At 66.1% G+C, this 14,851-nt stretch carries 15 protein-coding genes; 5 read left to right on the forward strand and 10 right to left on the reverse strand.

From position 1 onward, the window contains the following. Nucleotides 1-50 precede the first annotated feature (50 nt). Entirely contained in the window at nt 51-797 is a 747-nt protein-coding gene (locus AC1ROK_RS09210) for a phosphotransferase enzyme family protein (RefSeq protein ID WP_492846023.1), read from the forward strand. After that, on the forward strand, nt 794-1,237 hold the full coding sequence (locus AC1ROK_RS09215) for a hypothetical protein (RefSeq protein ID WP_492846025.1): 444 nt from the start codon (nt 794-796) through the stop codon (nt 1,235-1,237). The genes AC1ROK_RS09210 and AC1ROK_RS09215 overlap by 4 nt, the downstream gene beginning before the upstream one ends. A 179-nt stretch (nt 1,238-1,416) precedes the next feature. Here AC1ROK_RS09215 and AC1ROK_RS09220 read toward each other — a convergent pair whose 3' ends face one another. Next, complete coding sequence (locus AC1ROK_RS09220) at nt 1,417-2,262, reverse strand: MBL fold metallo-hydrolase (RefSeq protein ID WP_492846027.1); 846 nt, start codon at nt 2,260-2,262, stop codon at nt 1,417-1,419. 11 nt (nt 2,263-2,273) lie between these two features. After that, a complete protein-coding gene (locus AC1ROK_RS09225) occupies nt 2,274-2,804 on the reverse strand; it encodes a dihydrofolate reductase family protein (RefSeq protein WP_492846028.1) in 531 nt (176 codons plus the stop codon). 126 nt (nt 2,805-2,930) lie between these two features. On the opposite strand from AC1ROK_RS09225, the gene AC1ROK_RS09230 reads away from it, so the two are divergent. After that, nucleotides 2,931-3,413 (forward strand): winged helix-turn-helix transcriptional regulator, encoded by a 483-nt coding sequence (locus AC1ROK_RS09230; RefSeq protein WP_492846030.1) that lies wholly within the window; start codon nt 2,931-2,933, stop codon nt 3,411-3,413. 3 nt (nt 3,414-3,416) lie between these two features. Here AC1ROK_RS09230 and AC1ROK_RS09235 read toward each other — a convergent pair whose 3' ends face one another. The 6 genes from AC1ROK_RS09235 to AC1ROK_RS09260 all read right to left on the reverse strand — a co-directional run bounded on the left by AC1ROK_RS09235 (nt 3,417) and on the right by AC1ROK_RS09260 (nt 10,588). Continuing rightward, nucleotides 3,417-4,325, reverse strand: a complete 909-nt coding sequence (locus tag AC1ROK_RS09235) for a transporter (protein WP_492846032.1) — start codon at nt 4,323-4,325, stop codon at nt 3,417-3,419. Nucleotides 4,326-4,514: 189 nt separating this feature from the next. Continuing rightward, a complete protein-coding gene (locus tag AC1ROK_RS09240) occupies nt 4,515-5,417 on the reverse strand; it encodes an endonuclease/exonuclease/phosphatase family protein (RefSeq protein WP_492846034.1) in 903 nt (300 codons plus the stop codon). Between the two features lie 176 nt (nt 5,418-5,593). Beyond that, nucleotides 5,594-7,408, reverse strand: coding sequence for a phosphogluconate dehydratase (gene edd / locus AC1ROK_RS09245; protein ID WP_492846036.1), 1,815 nt, complete (start codon nt 7,406-7,408; stop codon nt 5,594-5,596). 34 nt (nt 7,409-7,442) lie between these two features. Continuing rightward, nucleotides 7,443-8,141: a 6-phosphogluconolactonase gene (gene pgl / locus AC1ROK_RS09250; protein WP_492846038.1), complete on the reverse strand. Its 699-nt coding sequence runs from the start codon at nt 8,139-8,141 to the stop codon at nt 7,443-7,445. After that, nucleotides 8,138-9,619, reverse strand: a complete 1,482-nt coding sequence (gene zwf, locus AC1ROK_RS09255; RefSeq protein ID WP_492846040.1) for a glucose-6-phosphate dehydrogenase — start codon at nt 9,617-9,619, stop codon at nt 8,138-8,140. The genes pgl and zwf overlap by 4 nt, the downstream gene beginning before the upstream one ends. A 42-nt stretch (nt 9,620-9,661) precedes the next feature. Further along, on the reverse strand, nt 9,662-10,588 hold the full coding sequence (locus AC1ROK_RS09260) for a glucosamine kinase nucleotide-binding domain-containing protein (protein ID WP_492846042.1): 927 nt from the start codon (nt 10,586-10,588) through the stop codon (nt 9,662-9,664). Between the two features lie 250 nt (nt 10,589-10,838). Here AC1ROK_RS09260 and cobU point away from each other — a divergent pair, with 250 nt between their 5' ends. Beyond that, entirely contained in the window at nt 10,839-11,396 is a 558-nt protein-coding gene (cobU, locus tag AC1ROK_RS09265; RefSeq protein ID WP_492846044.1) for a bifunctional adenosylcobinamide kinase/adenosylcobinamide-phosphate guanylyltransferase, read from the forward strand. 176 nt (nt 11,397-11,572) lie between these two features. Here cobU and cbiB read toward each other — a convergent pair whose 3' ends face one another. Both cbiB and AC1ROK_RS09275 read right to left on the reverse strand, forming a co-directional pair. Continuing rightward, entirely contained in the window at nt 11,573-12,526 is a 954-nt protein-coding gene (gene cbiB, locus AC1ROK_RS09270) for an adenosylcobinamide-phosphate synthase CbiB (protein ID WP_492846046.1), read from the reverse strand. A 58-nt stretch (nt 12,527-12,584) separates the two neighbouring features. After that, complete coding sequence (locus tag AC1ROK_RS09275; RefSeq protein ID WP_492846048.1) at nt 12,585-14,033, reverse strand: cobyric acid synthase; 1,449 nt, start codon at nt 14,031-14,033, stop codon at nt 12,585-12,587. A 45-nt stretch (nt 14,034-14,078) separates the two neighbouring features. Between AC1ROK_RS09275 and cobF the strand changes: the two genes are divergently transcribed. Beyond that, a complete protein-coding gene (cobF, locus tag AC1ROK_RS09280; protein ID WP_492846050.1) occupies nt 14,079-14,840 on the forward strand; it encodes a precorrin-6A synthase (deacetylating) in 762 nt (253 codons plus the stop codon). The last annotated feature ends 11 nt before the right edge of the window (nt 14,841-14,851 follow it).

The following is a 14,851-nucleotide window of genomic DNA, read 5'->3' on the forward strand; positions in this document are numbered from 1 at the left end:
GCCGGGGCCGCGCTAGCGCGGCGGTTTTTGCATATCGAGGGATGTTGCAGGTGGGTTGGGAAGCGCTCGGGCTGTGGGGAAATGATGCGGTGCGGGTCGAACGGCTGAAGGGTGGCGTGGCTAACGACATCTGGAGCGTGCGGATCGGCGGAGAACTGGCGGTGGCGCGGCTCGGCAAGCGGGACGACGCCGACCTCGCCTGGGAGGCCGAACTGCTGCAGCATCTCGAACGGAACGGCCTCACCGTGCCGGCGCCGCTCCCGACCACCGACGGGCGCCTGTTCGTCGATGGGCTGGTGGTGATGAAATACCTGGAGGGCGGGCCGCCGCAGTCGGCGGACGACTGGCGCCGGGTGGCCGCGACGCTGCGTGAGTTGCACCGGCTGACGGCAGGCTGGCCGCAGCGGCCGGGCTGGCGCTCCTCCACCGACCTGCTGGTTGCCGACACGGGCACACGCATCGACCTCAATGCGATGCCGGCCGAGGCGGTGGTTCGCTGCCGGGCCGCCTGGGCGCGGCTTGCCGGACGGCCGACCAGCGCCGTGCACGGCGACCCCAACCCCGGCAACGTGAGGATGACCGCCGATCGCGTGGCGCTTATCGACTGGGACGAAGCGCATGTCGACGTCCCCGATCTCGACCTCGAGCTGCCCCATAACGCCGCCGACCTCGAAGGCGACGCGCTCGATATCGCCGCCCAGGCCTCGGCCGCCTGGGAAGCGGCGGTATGCTGGAAGGATGATTATTCGATCAGGCGGCTGGCCGAGGTTCGACCGGTCGTCGGGGTGACCGGATGAGGCCACACCCCGCGTTCAAGGACCGCACCATCCCGGCCGTGCATGTCCTCGGCGAGGTCACGCTGCGGGCGTTGTCAGTCAGTGACCTGGAGCGGGATTTCAGCGCCGTGACGGAGAGCGCAGCCGACATCAAGGCCGCGAACCCGGGATTGAGCTGGCCGGACGGGCTGACCAGAGAGAAGAACCTGATCGATCTCGCCTGGCATCAACGGGAGTTCGAGGCCCGTCGCAGTTTCGCTTGGGTGATCGAAAGCCAGGAGGGCGAATACCTCGGTTGCCTCTATGTCTATCCGTCGATTGCCGGAGAGCAGGCGGCCGATGTGGTCTGGTGGTGGCGGACGGGCGCGGTGGTTGCCGCGCTGCCGTTCCGGGAGCACTTGCTGCAATGGCTTGTCAGCAGCGATTGGCCGACGCTCGATTACAGGCTGAAAGACCAGTGAAGCTTGCCTGATGCAGCGCGAAAGCGTTTGGTCATTGGCTGCATCGGCTAAGGGGAAGTGGCACTGAACTACCGCAGCCACCGGCTGGGTGGGGTACTTGCAGTGGGTCAGCTCGAGCACTGAGAGCCACGCTCACCTGCGATCACTTAGCTGGCGCCTCAGCTCAATAGTGAAGGGGCCTAAACCTCGAACCGGAACGCCTTGCCGTCGCGCACGATATGGCCGGCCGTCGGGGCGGCGAAGTGGGTGCCGATGACGAGGATCGGCTGGTCGGCCCATTCGGCGAAGAGCCGGGAGCGGGTGTCGATCGCATGTTTGGGATCGATGTCGGCGAGGGTCCAGTCCGGGTGCGCCATCTGGCAGGGGTGGTGCGTCATGTCGCCGGTGATCACCGCCCGCGCGCCGTCGGATTCGATCAACACGCTGACATGGCCCGGGGTGTGGCCGTTGGACGGGGTGAGCCGGACCTCGGGCGAGAGCACGTGATCCTGCTCGACCAACTGGACGAGGCCGGCGTCGAAGATCGGCTTGATGCTGTCGGCCATCGCCGCCACCTGCTCGGCGTCGTCGACGCCCTTCCAGAACTCATATTCCTCGCGGCCGATGAGGTAGCGCGCCCGCGGAAAGGTCGGCACCCACTTGCCTGCTTCGAGCACGGTGTTCCAGCCGATATGGTCGACATCGAGATGCGTGCACACCACCGCGTCGACGCCATCGCGCGACCAACCGGCCTCGCCCAATTGCTCGAGGAACGGCGTCGACAGCGTCTCGCCGCCGGTGAATTCGCGCCGCCGATCGTTGCCGACGCAGGTATCGACCACCAGCCGCAGCCCCGGCGCCTCGACCAGCAGCGCATGGACACTGAGGTAGAGGGTGCTGTCGTCAGCGCTGACGAAGTGCGGATAGAGCCACGGCAGCCGGCGCAGCGCCTCGGGTGTTGTCCCGGACATGAACGAGACCGGGATCGGCAGATCCATCTCGACGATGCGGGTAATCCTCACCCGGCCGACCTGCCAGCTCAGCATCGCAGCTCTCCTCAGGCCGGCACGTAGGTCAGCAGGATGACGTTCTCGTCGAGCTGCTCGCTGGATTTCAGCCGCAGCGGCGGCCGCGCGGCAACGAAGAACGGATCGCCTTTTCCGAGCACCACCGGGTGCAGGTAGATACGATATTCGTCGATCAGCCCCAGTTCGGTCAGCCGACCGGCGAGGACCGGGCCGCCCACTTCGATTTCCCCCTCATGCTCGGCCTTGAGCTTTCGCACCGCCGTCTCGAGGTCGCCGTCGATCAGCGTCGCATTGGGGCCGACCGACTTCAGCGTGCTCGAGACCACCCATTTGTGTGCACTGCGCCAGGCCTTGGCGAAGTCGCGCTCGGCAGCGTCCCATTCGGCCTGGTCCTCATCCCAATAGCTCATGATCTCGTAGAGCTTCCGACCATAGAGGCTGCCGGCATTGGCCTTCGCCTGGTCGATGAAATGCCGGAACAGCACCGGGCTCGGGGCGAACGCCATGAAGTCGACATAGCCATCGAGAGACTGGTTCATTCCGAAGACGAGCTTGGCCATATGCGGGCTCCTTTGGCTCTGCAGCGGCCCGCAGGGGTCGCGTTCATTTGCGCCGGTCACTGTGCTAACAGTCGAGCTCGGCCGGAAACCACCTCTATTTTGCAACCAGTTTTGCGGATGGACATGATGAGCTACCGACGCGCCGGGTGCCCGATCAACAATACGCTCGAAACCTTCGGCGACCGCTGGAGCCTGATCATCCTGCGGGACTCGATGTTCGGCGGCCGCCCGCGGACCTTTCGCTCCTACCTGACGGAGAGCATCGAGGGCATCGCCTCAAACATCCTCACCGACCGGCTGAAGCGGCTCACCGCCAATGGGCTGCTGACCCGCGGCCGGGACCCCAGCCACAAGCAGCGGGTGGTCTACTCGCTGACCGAGAAGGCGATCGAGCTGGTGCCGCTGATGGCGGTGATGGGTAGTTGGGGGCTACGCCACACCCTCCCTGCGCCGGATCTGGCGACAGGGGCGCAGGTGCTCGAAGATGGCGGCCCGCAGCTCTGGGAAGAGTTCATGGATGAGCTGCGGCACATCCATCTGGGCGCGCCGCGACCGGCCGTGTCGGCCTTCGCCAGGATGGAAGCGGCCTACGCAGCCGCCGCCGAGTAATCGTCAGAACAGATAGGCCGCGGTGATCTCTAGGCCGTGCCCCGAGAGGTCGGGGTCGCTGGAATAGACAGTGTGGCGATAGGTCATGCGCGTTGCGACATTCGGGCTGAGCACCAGGCCGAGGGTGGCGCCGAGCGCCAGCGTCTCCACCCCGTCACCCTGCGGAACGCCATCCCATGAGGTCTCACCGCCGGTCTCGTAGTAGGCATCGACAGCGGCCCAGATGCTGTTGCCGAAATTGCGGGTGATATGGCCTTCAAGGCCGAAGATCGGGGCCTGGCTCACCACGTTGGCGGGGACACCAACGAAGGGATCCTCGTTGTCGCCGAAGATCACCACTACTGGCCGGAGTTCGAAGGTGGTCAGCTCCGGATCGATCATATTGTCGCCAAGCGCATAGCTGATGGGAAGGCTGGCCTGGAACGTCCAGCGGTTTTGTCCCAGGTTCACCATCCGGTTGGCATCATAATCGCCGGTGGGCAGGAACAGCTTGCCCTCGACCATGGCCTGGAATCCCGGCTTGTGCATGGCGTAGTCCATCGGGGCGAGGGCGGGCATGCCCGCCAGTCCCAGTGCTGCACCGAGCACCAGATCGCCCTGGGCGATGCCGGTATCGACAGTGGGAGCCAACGAGTCGAACGACATGCCGCCCACCGGCAGGCCGATCAGCACGAGGCCGACATTGCCCGAGAGGTCGAAGGTCTTGCGATAGGTCGGGGTCAGCACGCCCACGTCCAGCGTGGTGTCCCCCAGTAAGGCAATATTGTTCTCGACGTGGATCATGTTCAGCGCCAGGCTGATATCGCTCGCCCCGCCCGGACGCAGGTGGTAGGCCCGCGCCCCGTCCCAGGCCAGCGCGCCGGAAACCATCGAAACCGATGCCAATGCCGCCATGGCTATTCTTGCAAGCACGCTTCCCTCCTGTCGATCGGTTGCCGCAACAACCGCCACAGCCAGCGCGCGACGCACCGGCCCCCACCTGATCAGAGTGCACGCACGTTAAAGTAGGGACAAGAATATTCTGGGTGGCGGTGATCACATCGGCTGGCGAGTGGCAGAGTATCCACAGGGGACGTCAGATGCAGCGCCCGTCCCCGGGGCTCAGATCACCAGATCAGCCCGCACCGGGTAGTGGTCAGATCCAACATCGCCGAGCGTCCGGAAGCTGCCGGCCGTCATTCCTCTCGTCAGCACCTGATCGATCTGGATGGCCATCCATGGCTTCGCCGCCGGCCAGGTGTAGGCGAGCCCCGAGTTAGCGGGCCATTGCATGGGATGCCGAAGCAGCGGCTCGATGTTGTTCGACCAGAGCGTGGTGTTCAGGTCACCGGCGATAACGACCGGATGTGTCTCTGCCGCGACCTCTGCCGCCAGAGCCTCGATGTAGTCGCGATTGTCGGCCGTGAGCCTCGCGCTGGCGGGCGGCATCGGGTGCGCGACATAGACCACCATATCGCCGAAATCGGCCCGCAGCAGCGGCAGTTGCCGGCGGCCAACGTAGAGCAGCGTGGCCGAGAACGGGCGTTTGGCGTAGAGGGCCACGCCAAAGACGCCGAGCGTCGTGGGCGCAAAGCTGTGGGGGTATTGATCCTTGAGTCCGTCCAGCGACGCCACCCATTCCGGCGTCGTCTCCACGGCGGCGAAGATATCGCTCTGCTGTTCCCGCACCAGCCCGACGACGCGGTCATACTGAGTGTTGTCGCAAAGCACGTTGGCGACGACTAGGCTGACGGGCCGACCGGCCGCCGTCTCCGGCAGCACCGGGCGATCGATCAGCCGGGCGGCGATCGGCATGACAGTAGCCGCCACGACGATGCCGGCAAAGCCGAGCAATCGCAGGTCTTTGAGCGCCGCTGCTGCAACGAAACCGACAAGAGCCGCGACCGCGAGTTGCACCCGAAATGGCGCGATCATGTCGCCCGGCCAGGGGCCAAGCAGCGGGACCAGGGAGATACAGAGGAGCGCCAGCAAGGCCAGGGCGGCCGCGATCCGCAGCGCCGTCACGGCCACTTTCCAACCCACAGCCATCTCCCCCGCAGCACGTGTCCCGGTGCCCGGCCGCAGGCAAGCCGCCGATTGCGTCAGGATCAAGGTGGGGGTTTTGGCCGCCCCCTCCACCAGCTTCGCTGGTCCCCCTCCCCCGCCACGCGGGGGAGGATCACTGAGAGGGCTATGGCTTGCTAGCCGAAGACGCTGGCGCCGCGGTCGGCGGTGCCCACCAGGGCGCGGAAGCCGGCGAAGAGTTCGCGGCCCATGCCATAGTGTTCGCGGCGGAGATCCTCGGTCGCCGGGGTGCGCGAGAAGAACTCCTTCTCGTCGCCGATGAAGGTCAACGTACCCTCGTTGGCATCGAGGCGGATCAGGTCGCCGTCGCGAATCTTGGCGATGGCGCCACCGTCGCTTGCTTCCGGGGTCATGTGGATGGCAGCGGGAATCTTGCCCGACGCGCCGGACATGCGGCCATCGGTGACCAGCGCGACCTTGTGGCCGCGATCCTGCAGGATGCCGAGCTGCGGGGTGAGCTTGTGCAGCTCCGGCATGCCGACCGATTTCGGGCCCTGGAAGCGGACCACGGCGATGACGTCGCCGGTGAGTTCACCGGCCTTGAAGGCGGCGAGCATACCTTCCTGGGTGTGAAAGACCCGGGCTCGGGCTTCGACGACCCGGTTCTCGGGCTTCACCGCGGAAACCTTGATCACCGATTTACCGATATTGCCCGAGAGCACCTTGAGGCCGCCGTTGGCGGAGAAGGCGTCCTTCACCGGTGCCAGCACTTTTGGGTTGCCGGAGACGGCGGGCGAGGGCTCGAAGCTGAGCTTGTCTTCCATGAGCTTTGCTTCGACCGTGTAGCCGGAGAGCCCGGCGCCCCAGACGGTCTTGACGTCTTCGTGCAGGTACCCGGCCTCGAGCAGTTCGCGGATCAAGAAGCCCATGCCGCCGGCGGCGTGGAAATGGTTCACGTCGGCGATGCCGTTGGGATAGACGCGAGCCAGCAGCGGCACGCCGCCGGACAAATCCGACATATCCTCCCAGGTCACCTTGAGGCCGGCCGCGGCGGCGATGGCGACAAGATGCATGGTGTGGTTGGTCGAGCCGCCGGTGGCCAGCAGACCGACCAGCCCGTTGACGATGGCCTTCTCGTCGACGATGTGGCCGATCGGGGTGTAGTCGTTACCCTCGGCGGTGAGCGACAAGGCGCGCTTCGCGGCTTCGCGCGTCAGCGCTTCGCGCAACGGCGTGTTGGGGTTGACGAAGCTGGCGCCCGGCAGGTGCAGGCCCATGATCTCCATCAGCATCTGGTTGGAGTTGGCGGTGCCGTAGAAAGTACAGGTGCCAGGCGAATGGTAGGACTTGGCCTCGGACTCCAGCAGTTCGGCGCGGCCGACCTTGCCCTCGGCATAGAGCTGGCGGACCTTGGCCTTCTCGTCGTTGGAGATGCCGGTGGGCATCGGGCCGGCGGGGACGAACACGGCGGGCAGGTGCCCGAAGGTCAGCGCGCCGATCATCAGGCCGGGGACGATCTTGTCGCAGATGCCGAGATAGACGGCGGCATCGAACATGTTGTGGCTGAGCGCGATGGCGGTCGCCATGGCGATGACGTCGCGGCTGAACAAGCTCAAGTCCATGCCCGGCTGGCCCTGGGTGACGCCGTCGCACATGGCCGGCACGCCGCCCGCCACCTGCGCCGTGGCGCCGATCTGGCGGGCCGCATCCTTGATGATCTCGGGGTAGGTCTCGTAGGGCTGATGGGCGCTCAGCATGTCGTTGTAGGAGGTGACGATGCCGAGGTTCAGCGCCTTGGAGCCGGCGAGCTTGGCCTTGTCGGACGGGGAGCAGGCAGCAAAGCCATGCGCCAGGTTACCGCAGGCAAGCGCGGCGCGATGCACGCCCTGGGCTCGCGCACCCTCGATGCGATCGAGATACTCGCGACGTGAACCAGCGCTCCGGGCCGCGATGCGGTCGGTGACTTCCTGGACGATCTTGACGACGGACATTTCATGCTCCTTGGGGGAGCGCCTGAGCACTCTCTCAGGGGCTCCAGAAGATAGTCAGCGGTGTCTGGCTTTGACGCAGAATAGACCTGATCGGCATGTCCTCAACGGGACCTTCCGACGCAGCCCTTTCCAGTGTCGCCAGCTTCTCCTCCCCCTCGATATGCAGATAGAGCCCGGAAGCGTCGAGAAGGCGCCTGAGGACCAGCGTCACCCGGGGCTCCCCTGCCCCCGGCGCCCGGATGGCGAGGGCCGGCCCCTCGCCGGTCAGCGCCGCGGCGAGGTTGTCGCCGCCAGGAAAGAACGATGCGGTGTGGCCGTCATTGCCCATACCGAGGATCACCGCGTCGAACGGCGTCGGCAGGGCGTTGACCGCGATATTGGTGCGGGCGATGGCGGCATCGGTCGGCTCGTCGCCGCCGGAATAGAGCGGCACGAAATGCGCCGAGGCGGCCGGGCCTTGCAGCAGCTTCTCGTTGACCAGGAGCGCATTGGAGCGGTCGTTGGTCTCATCCACCCAGCGCTCGTCGACCAGGGTGACGGTGACCTTTTCCCAGTCGATGTCCTTGCGGCGGCCCAGCACGGCAAAGAACCGCGCCGGGGTCGAACCACCGGAGACGGCGAGCACCGCCTGGCCACGCGCCACGATGCCGTCGTTCAGATGTTCGGCGACGGTCTCGGCAAGCGCGAGCGCCAGGTCTTCCTTGGTGCCGAAGCTGCGCCGGGTCGCGTTCAATGCCCGTCCTCGTGCCAGGTGCGGCCGTCGCGCTCGATCAGGGCGATGGCGCCGGTCGGACCCCAGGTGCCGGCCGTATAGGTCTGCGGGGCATCGTTGGCGAGATCCCAGCCGCTGCGGATCGGATCGACCCATTCCCAGGCGGCCTCGAGCTCGTCGCGGCGCATGAACAGGGTCTGCTGGCCGCGGATAACGTCGAGCAGCAAGCGTTCATAGGCTTCCGGGGTGCGCTCGGCAAAGGTCTCGGCAAAACTCAGGTTCAGCGGCACTTCCCTCAGACGCATCCCTCCCGGGCCCGGATCCTTGATCATCAGGAACAGCTTTACGCCTTCATCGGGCTGGATGCGGATGACCAGCCGGTTGGGCTTGGGCGCCCCCTGGGCATGGTCGAACATCGAGTGCGGGATGTTGCGGAACTGGATGACGATCTCGGAGGCGCGCGACACCAGCCGCTTGCCGGTGCGGATGTAGAACGGCACGCCAGACCAGCGCCAGTTCTCGATCTCGGCCTTGATGGCGACGAAGGTCTCAGTGCGCGAGCCCTTCTTCTCCTCGGGCAGCTCGTCCTGGTAGCTGGCGACGGCGGCGCCATCGACGCTGCCGCCTCGATACTGACCGCGCACGGTGACGCGGCTGACATCGGCGCCGGCGATCGGCTTCAGCGAGCGCAGCACCTTGAGCTTTTCGTCGCGCAGCGCATTGGCGGCGTCCGAGGCCGGGGGCTCCATGGCAACGAGGCAGAGGAGCTGGATGATGTGGTTCTGCACCATGTCACGCAGCGCGCCGGATTCGTCATAGTAGCCGCGGGTGCCGGCGCCGACCGACTCGGCGACCGTGATCTGCACGTGGTCGATATGGGCCGAGTTCCATATCGGCTCGAACAGGATGTTGGCGAAGCGCAGCGCCAACAGGTTCTGCACCGTCTCTTTGCCGAGGTAATGGTCGATGCGGTAGACCTGATCCTCCTTGAAGATCTTCGACACTTCGTCGTTGATCTCGATCGAGGAAGCGAGGTCGTGGCCGAGCGGCTTTTCGATCACCACGCGGGCATCGCGACGATAATAGCCCTTCTTGAGGATGTACTCGCAGGTCGGCCCGAACAGGTCGGGCGCAATGGCGAGGTAGAAGGCGCGGACCACCTTGGGATCCTCGCGCAGGTTCTTCGACAAATCGCCCCAATGCGCCTCGTCGGTGACGTCGTTGGCCACGTAGGAGAAGGTGCCGATGAAGCGGTCGATGGTCTTTTTGTCCTGGTAGGACTTTTCGACAAAGGTCTCGATCGACTCGCGGGCGAGCTTCTGGAATTCGGCATCGGTCAGCTTGGTGCGCGACACGCCGATGATGCGGCTGTGTTCGTCGAACTGCCCATCCTTGAAGCGGTGGTAGAGCGCCGGAATGAGCTTCCGCTTGGTGAGGTCGCCGGTCGCGCCGAACACCACGTAATCGAAGGGCTGGACCGGGATGATACGGCTGGACACGCTCTTCAAGCTCCTATCGAGGTAGTTCATGGCAACTCAAACTCAGGCGAAATTCTGCTTGGCAAGGATGACGGCGCCATGCAGCGGCTCGTCGACGGGGCGGACGATGAAGTCGCCGTGGCGCTCGATCATCAGCGGGTAGAGGCGGGTGCCGAAGCCGCCAACGGCGGCCATGCGGGTGACGCCACGCGCCTTGAACCAGCGCACATAGGTGTCGATGTAGCTCAGCTCGAGCTCCATCAGCTCCCTGGCCACTGGATCGCCCCCTTCGTAGAAATCGAAAAACAGCGGGATCAGGGCGCCGAATTCGGCGGGGGCGCGACCGAGCAGGGTCGAGGGGGCCCCGTTGCCGGCGGGCATCGGCCCGCGCGGGTCTTGCGGGAAGGACCAGTCCATTACCGCATCGATCGAGCCGCCCAGTTTGTCGATCACCGCCTCGGTGAGCGGCGAGGCCGGCCGCAGGCCGTCGGCGGCTTCCACCGAGCGGCGCACCAGCTCGCGGCCTAGGATGGCGCCGCTCATCTGGTCGCCGATCTGAAAACCCCAGCCACCGCACTGGTGGCGCTGGCCGTTGACCAAAGCCAGGGCAGCCGAGCCGGTGCCGACGATGATCACCGCACCATCTTCACCGCCGTGGGCGCCGGCGCGGGCGATATCGATGTCGTCATAGACGCGGACCTTGGCGAAGGGCCAGGGGCGCTGCGCAAAGGCATCGCGCGCCGATGGCAGGCGCCCGCCGGCCATGCCGAAGCAGGCATAGGTATTGGCGGCCTCAGCGATATCGATGCCGGCCTTGCTGAACACCTCTTTGGTGCCCTCGGTAATGGAGCGGAAAGCCGGCTCGCCGGCTTCGATCTGCAGGTTCGAGCGACCGCCCGCGGCGTCGGCCAGGGTTTCGAGGTTCTCGTTGGCGAGGCGGATGCGGCAGTTGGTGCCGCCACCATCCACCCCCAGATAGTACCTAGGCACCGAACGCGCACTCCTTACGACAACTAATGGCTTGGCGACAATTGATGGCTTGTCGACCCAGGAGCCCCCCGAGTCCGGCGCGGACCTTAATGCCAAAGATTTCTAGACGAAAGTAGAATAAGCAAAGGAAGGCGGCTGGAAAGGTCGCTTGCCGCATGGCTCGCATGCGGACAGAGTCCGTCGCCGATGGATCAAAGCCCGGCGCGGCGCATTGCTCCATGGCAGCGAAAGACGGCAAGGAGGCCAGGGAATGGGTCATGTTCTGGTACTGGGCGGCGCACGCTCGGGCAAGACCGGCTTTGCCGAGCGGCTGGCGATGCGGGCGGGAACGCGCCCGGCCTATCTCGCGACGGCACAGGCGCTCGATGCCGAAATGCGCGAGCGGGTAGAAAGCCACAAGCAGCAACGGGCGCAGGCCTTTGCCACGATTGAAGAGCCGCTGCGGCTGAGCGCTGCCATTACGCAAGCCGCCAAGGCGCACGATGCGATTCTGGTCGACTGCCTGACGCTGTGGATCACCAACCTGATCGTCGCCAACGAAAACGTCGCGGCGGCAGTGGACGAATTGCTGGCGACGCTGGCGAAGACGACCAGCGCCCGGGTGATCCTGGTGTCGAACGAGGTGGGGCTGGGGATCGTGCCGGATAATGCCATGGCGCGGATGTTCCGCGACCTCGCCGGCTCGGCGCATCAGCGCATCGCCGAGATCTGCGACGATGCCTATTTCGTGGTGGCGGGGTTACCGATGGTGCTGAAGGGGGCAGCGCCGGAAGCGGAGGTGCTGCAGCGGCGGGTGCATGAGGCTTGAGGGCTGAGGCGTGGGGCGCTGACCAGTTCCCTCCTCCCTACCGGCGTCATCCCCGCGAAGGCGGGGACCCAGTGGGATGCTTGAACGCCGGCGGACGTTGAGAGACCGCACTAGGTTCCCGCCTTCGCGGGAATGACGCTGGTGGGGGGCAGCGACGGCGCGGCCCTCTCTCTCGGCTAGCCTAGCCTCCACACGATAAGCGCCACCAGCACCGTCACTGCCAGCGTCAGGTTTAGCGTCATGGCGTAGAGCCTGAGGGCGCGGTCGATATCGTCTGCCCCGAGCGCCGCCCGCCCGTCGCCGAAACTCGGCAAGTCCACCACTTCGCCGTCATAGCTGCGGGGGCCGCCGAGGCGGAAGTCGAGCGCTCCGGCCATGGCGGCTTCGGGCCAGCCGGCATTGGGGCTCTCGTGCTTGTTCGCATCGCGCAGCGCCGTGGACCAGGCCAGCTCCGGATGCGCGCCCTTGATGAAGAAGGCGCCGCCGGCGATCAGCAAAGCGGTGAGGCGGGCGGGGATGAGGTTCAACAGGTCATCGAAGCGGGCGCTGGCCCAACCGAATTCGAGGTGCCGCTCGGTCTTGTGGCCGATCATCGAATCCGCGGTGTTCACCGCCTTGTAGAGCGCGATGCCGGGCAGGCCGAGCAGCAGCAGCCAGAACAGCGGCGCGACCACCGCATCGGACGTGGATTCGGCCAGCGACTCGATGGCGGCGCGGGCGACGCCTGGCTCGTCGAGCGCTTGCGGATCGCGACCGACAATGTGGCTCACCGCCGTTCGGCCCTCGGGGAGGCCGCGGCGCAGTGCGGCAGCGACGAAGCGCACGGCATCGCCGAGCGCCTTCTGCGCCAGGAAAGAGGAGGCGAGGATTGCTTCGAGGATGAAGCCATAGGGGATGAGACGGCAGAGCCAGGCGATGACCGCGGTCACGAGGCCGGTGACGGCGAGCAGGATGACGAGCGCCAGCACGCCCTTGCCGCGGCGGTTGGCGTCACGGTTCAGCCTCATATCGAGCAGCGAGATCAGCTTGCCGATCCACATCACCGGGTGGCCGATACGGGCGACAAGACCATTGGGGTAACCGACGAGGCGCTCGAGCAGCAGCGCGATGGGAGCGAGCAGGGCTTGCACTATAGCGCCCCACTGGGGCTGGCCCGCACCGCGAGGAGAGATGCGGCAACAACGTCGTTCATCGGGCCAGCTCCAGCAGCGCATCGAGGTCGAGGTGCCGCTCGAGATGCTCGGCGAGCGCATCGAGGGTCGCATCGATCGTGGCCTCGTAGGCCAGCATCGAGGTCGCGGCTGCGGAACCGAGGAAGTTGCGGCGGAAAGAGTCGGCGGCGAACAGGCCGTGGAGATACGTCCCCATCACGGTACCATCGGCGCTGACCGCGCCGTCGCTCGTGTCGCCGATACGGGCAAACGGCCGCTCGAGACCGCGGCCGCGGGTGACGCCCATGTGCATGTGGTAGCCCACGAGCGGATCGCCGGTCAGAGTGGAAGTCGCCTGCTCGACCCGCAGCTCCTTGGTCGGGCCGAGGACGGTGTCGATGTCGAGGAGGTTAAGGCCGGCCGAGGTGCCGATCACACCCTCGAGGCCCAGCGGATCGAACACCGTATGGCCCAGCATCTGGAAGCCGCCGCAGAGCCCGAGCACGCGGGCGCCGGCGCGGTGGTGGGCGAGGATATCGATATCCCAACCATACTCGCGCAGCGCCACGAGGTCGTTGCGGGTGGCCTTGGAGCCGGGGAGGATGATCAGCTCGCCATAAGGCAAGGGGCGACCGGGCTGGACGATTTCGAGACTGACGCCGGGCTCGAGCCGCAGCGGATCGAGATCGTCGAAATTCGCAATGCGCGGCAGGCGCGGCACGACGATGCGATAGGCGCCCTGCCCCGGCGTCTGCTGCTCCTCGAGCGCCAGCGCGTCCTCGGCCGGGAGTTTGCGCGCGTCGCCGAACCAGGGGATCGGGCCGAGGCAAGGCACGCCGGTGCGCTCGGCTATGAAGCGCTTGCCGTCTTCGAACAGCGCCGGGTCGCCCTGGAACTTGTTCACCAGCGTCGCGGCGATCAGTGCGGCATCATCGGCATCGATCACCGCGAAGGTGCCGACCAGCGCCGCGATGACGCCGCCGCGCTGGATATCGCCGGCGAGGATCACCGGCAGGTCGGCGGCCCGGGCGAAACCGAAATTGGCGATGTCGTTGGCGCGGAGGTTGACCTCGGAGGCGCTGCCGGCGCCCTCGACGAGGATCAGGTCGGCGTCGGCCGCAAGTTCGGCATGGGCGGCGAGCACTTGGGGGAGCAGTTCGCCGCGCTTCTTCCAGTACTCGCGGGCCGGGAAGCTGCCGATGCGCTGGCCACGCAGCACCAGTTGCGAGCCGGTTTCGCCCTCGGGCTTCAGCAGTACCGGGTTCATGGCGGTGACGGGGTCGCGACGAGCCGCCCTTGCCTGCAGCGCCTGGGCACGACCGATCTCGCCGCCATCGGCGGTAACGGCGGCATTGTTCGACATGTTCTGCGGCTTGAACGGCGCGACGCGCAGCCCGCGATTTGTGTAGGCGCGACAAAGGCCTGCCACCAGCAGCGACTTGCCGACATCGGACCCGGTGCCCATGACCATCAGGGATTTCGCCATGCTGCGGTTCTAGCGGGTGACGCAGCGATCCGATAGGGAGGACGGATGCGCACCATCCTCGTCATCGGCATCGGGGCCGGCAACCCGGATTACCTCACGCTTCAGGCGATCAAGGCGATGAACCGCGCCGATGTCTTTTTCATGCCCGACAAGGGCGAGGAGAAGGCCGGGCTCAACGCCATCCGGCTGGCAATGCTCGAGCAGTTCGTCAGCGAGCCGCACTACCGACTCGTGGAGTTCGCCATCCCGTCGCGCCGCAAGGCCGCAACGCCGGACTATCGCGAGAGCGTCGAGGAGTGGCGGGAAAAGCTCGAGCTGGCCTACCGGCGGATGTTCGCCGAGCTGCCGGAGGATGGCACCGGCGCGTTCCTCGTCTGGGGAGACCCGGCGCTCTATGACGGAACGCTGCGCATCCTCAGGGACATGCAGGCAGCGGGGGGCCCAATCGCCATCGAGGTGATCCCCGGGATTTCAGCGCCGCAAGCGCTGGCGGCGCAACACCAGGTGACGCTGAACCGGGTCGGCGAAGCGGTCACCATCACCACAGGCCGTCGGGTGGGCGAAGGTGAGGCCGATGACCTCAGCAGCGCCGTGGTGATGCTCGACAACCACCAGGTGTTCCGGCGCTTTGCCGAGGACGAAGCGGAGATCTTCTGGGGCGCCTATCTCGGGACGGCGGACGAGATTCTCGTTGCCGGAAAAGTGTCCGAGGTGATGGACGAGATCGATACGAAGCGGCGCGAGGCGCAGGCGCGGAACGGCTGGATCATGGACACGTACATGATCCGCAAGCCTGAGAAGGGCTGACGCTATTGCTG

It is taken from the genome of Devosia sp. GW821-FHT12F11 (assembly GCF_058806655.1).

Excerpts from the sequence above, each read along its gene's own strand:
- AC1ROK_RS09215 (WP_492846025.1), top strand. The coding sequence starts at position 794 with ATGAGGCCACACCCCGCGTTCAAGGACCGCACCATCCCGGCCGTGCAT.
- AC1ROK_RS09220 (WP_492846027.1), bottom strand. The coding sequence starts at position 2,262 with ATGCTGAGCTGGCAGGTCGGCCGGGTGAGGATTACCCGCATCGTCGAG.
- AC1ROK_RS09225 (WP_492846028.1), bottom strand. The coding sequence starts at position 2,804 with ATGGCCAAGCTCGTCTTCGGAATGAACCAGTCTCTCGATGGCTATGTC.
- AC1ROK_RS09230 (WP_492846030.1), top strand. The coding sequence starts at position 2,931 with ATGAGCTACCGACGCGCCGGGTGCCCGATCAACAATACGCTCGAAACC.
- edd (WP_492846036.1), bottom strand. The coding sequence starts at position 7,408 with ATGTCCGTCGTCAAGATCGTCCAGGAAGTCACCGACCGCATCGCGGCC.
- cobU (WP_492846044.1), top strand. The coding sequence starts at position 10,839 with ATGGGTCATGTTCTGGTACTGGGCGGCGCACGCTCGGGCAAGACCGGC.
- AC1ROK_RS09275 (WP_492846048.1), bottom strand. The coding sequence starts at position 14,033 with ATGGCGAAATCCCTGATGGTCATGGGCACCGGGTCCGATGTCGGCAAG.
- cobF (WP_492846050.1), top strand. The coding sequence starts at position 14,079 with ATGCGCACCATCCTCGTCATCGGCATCGGGGCCGGCAACCCGGATTAC.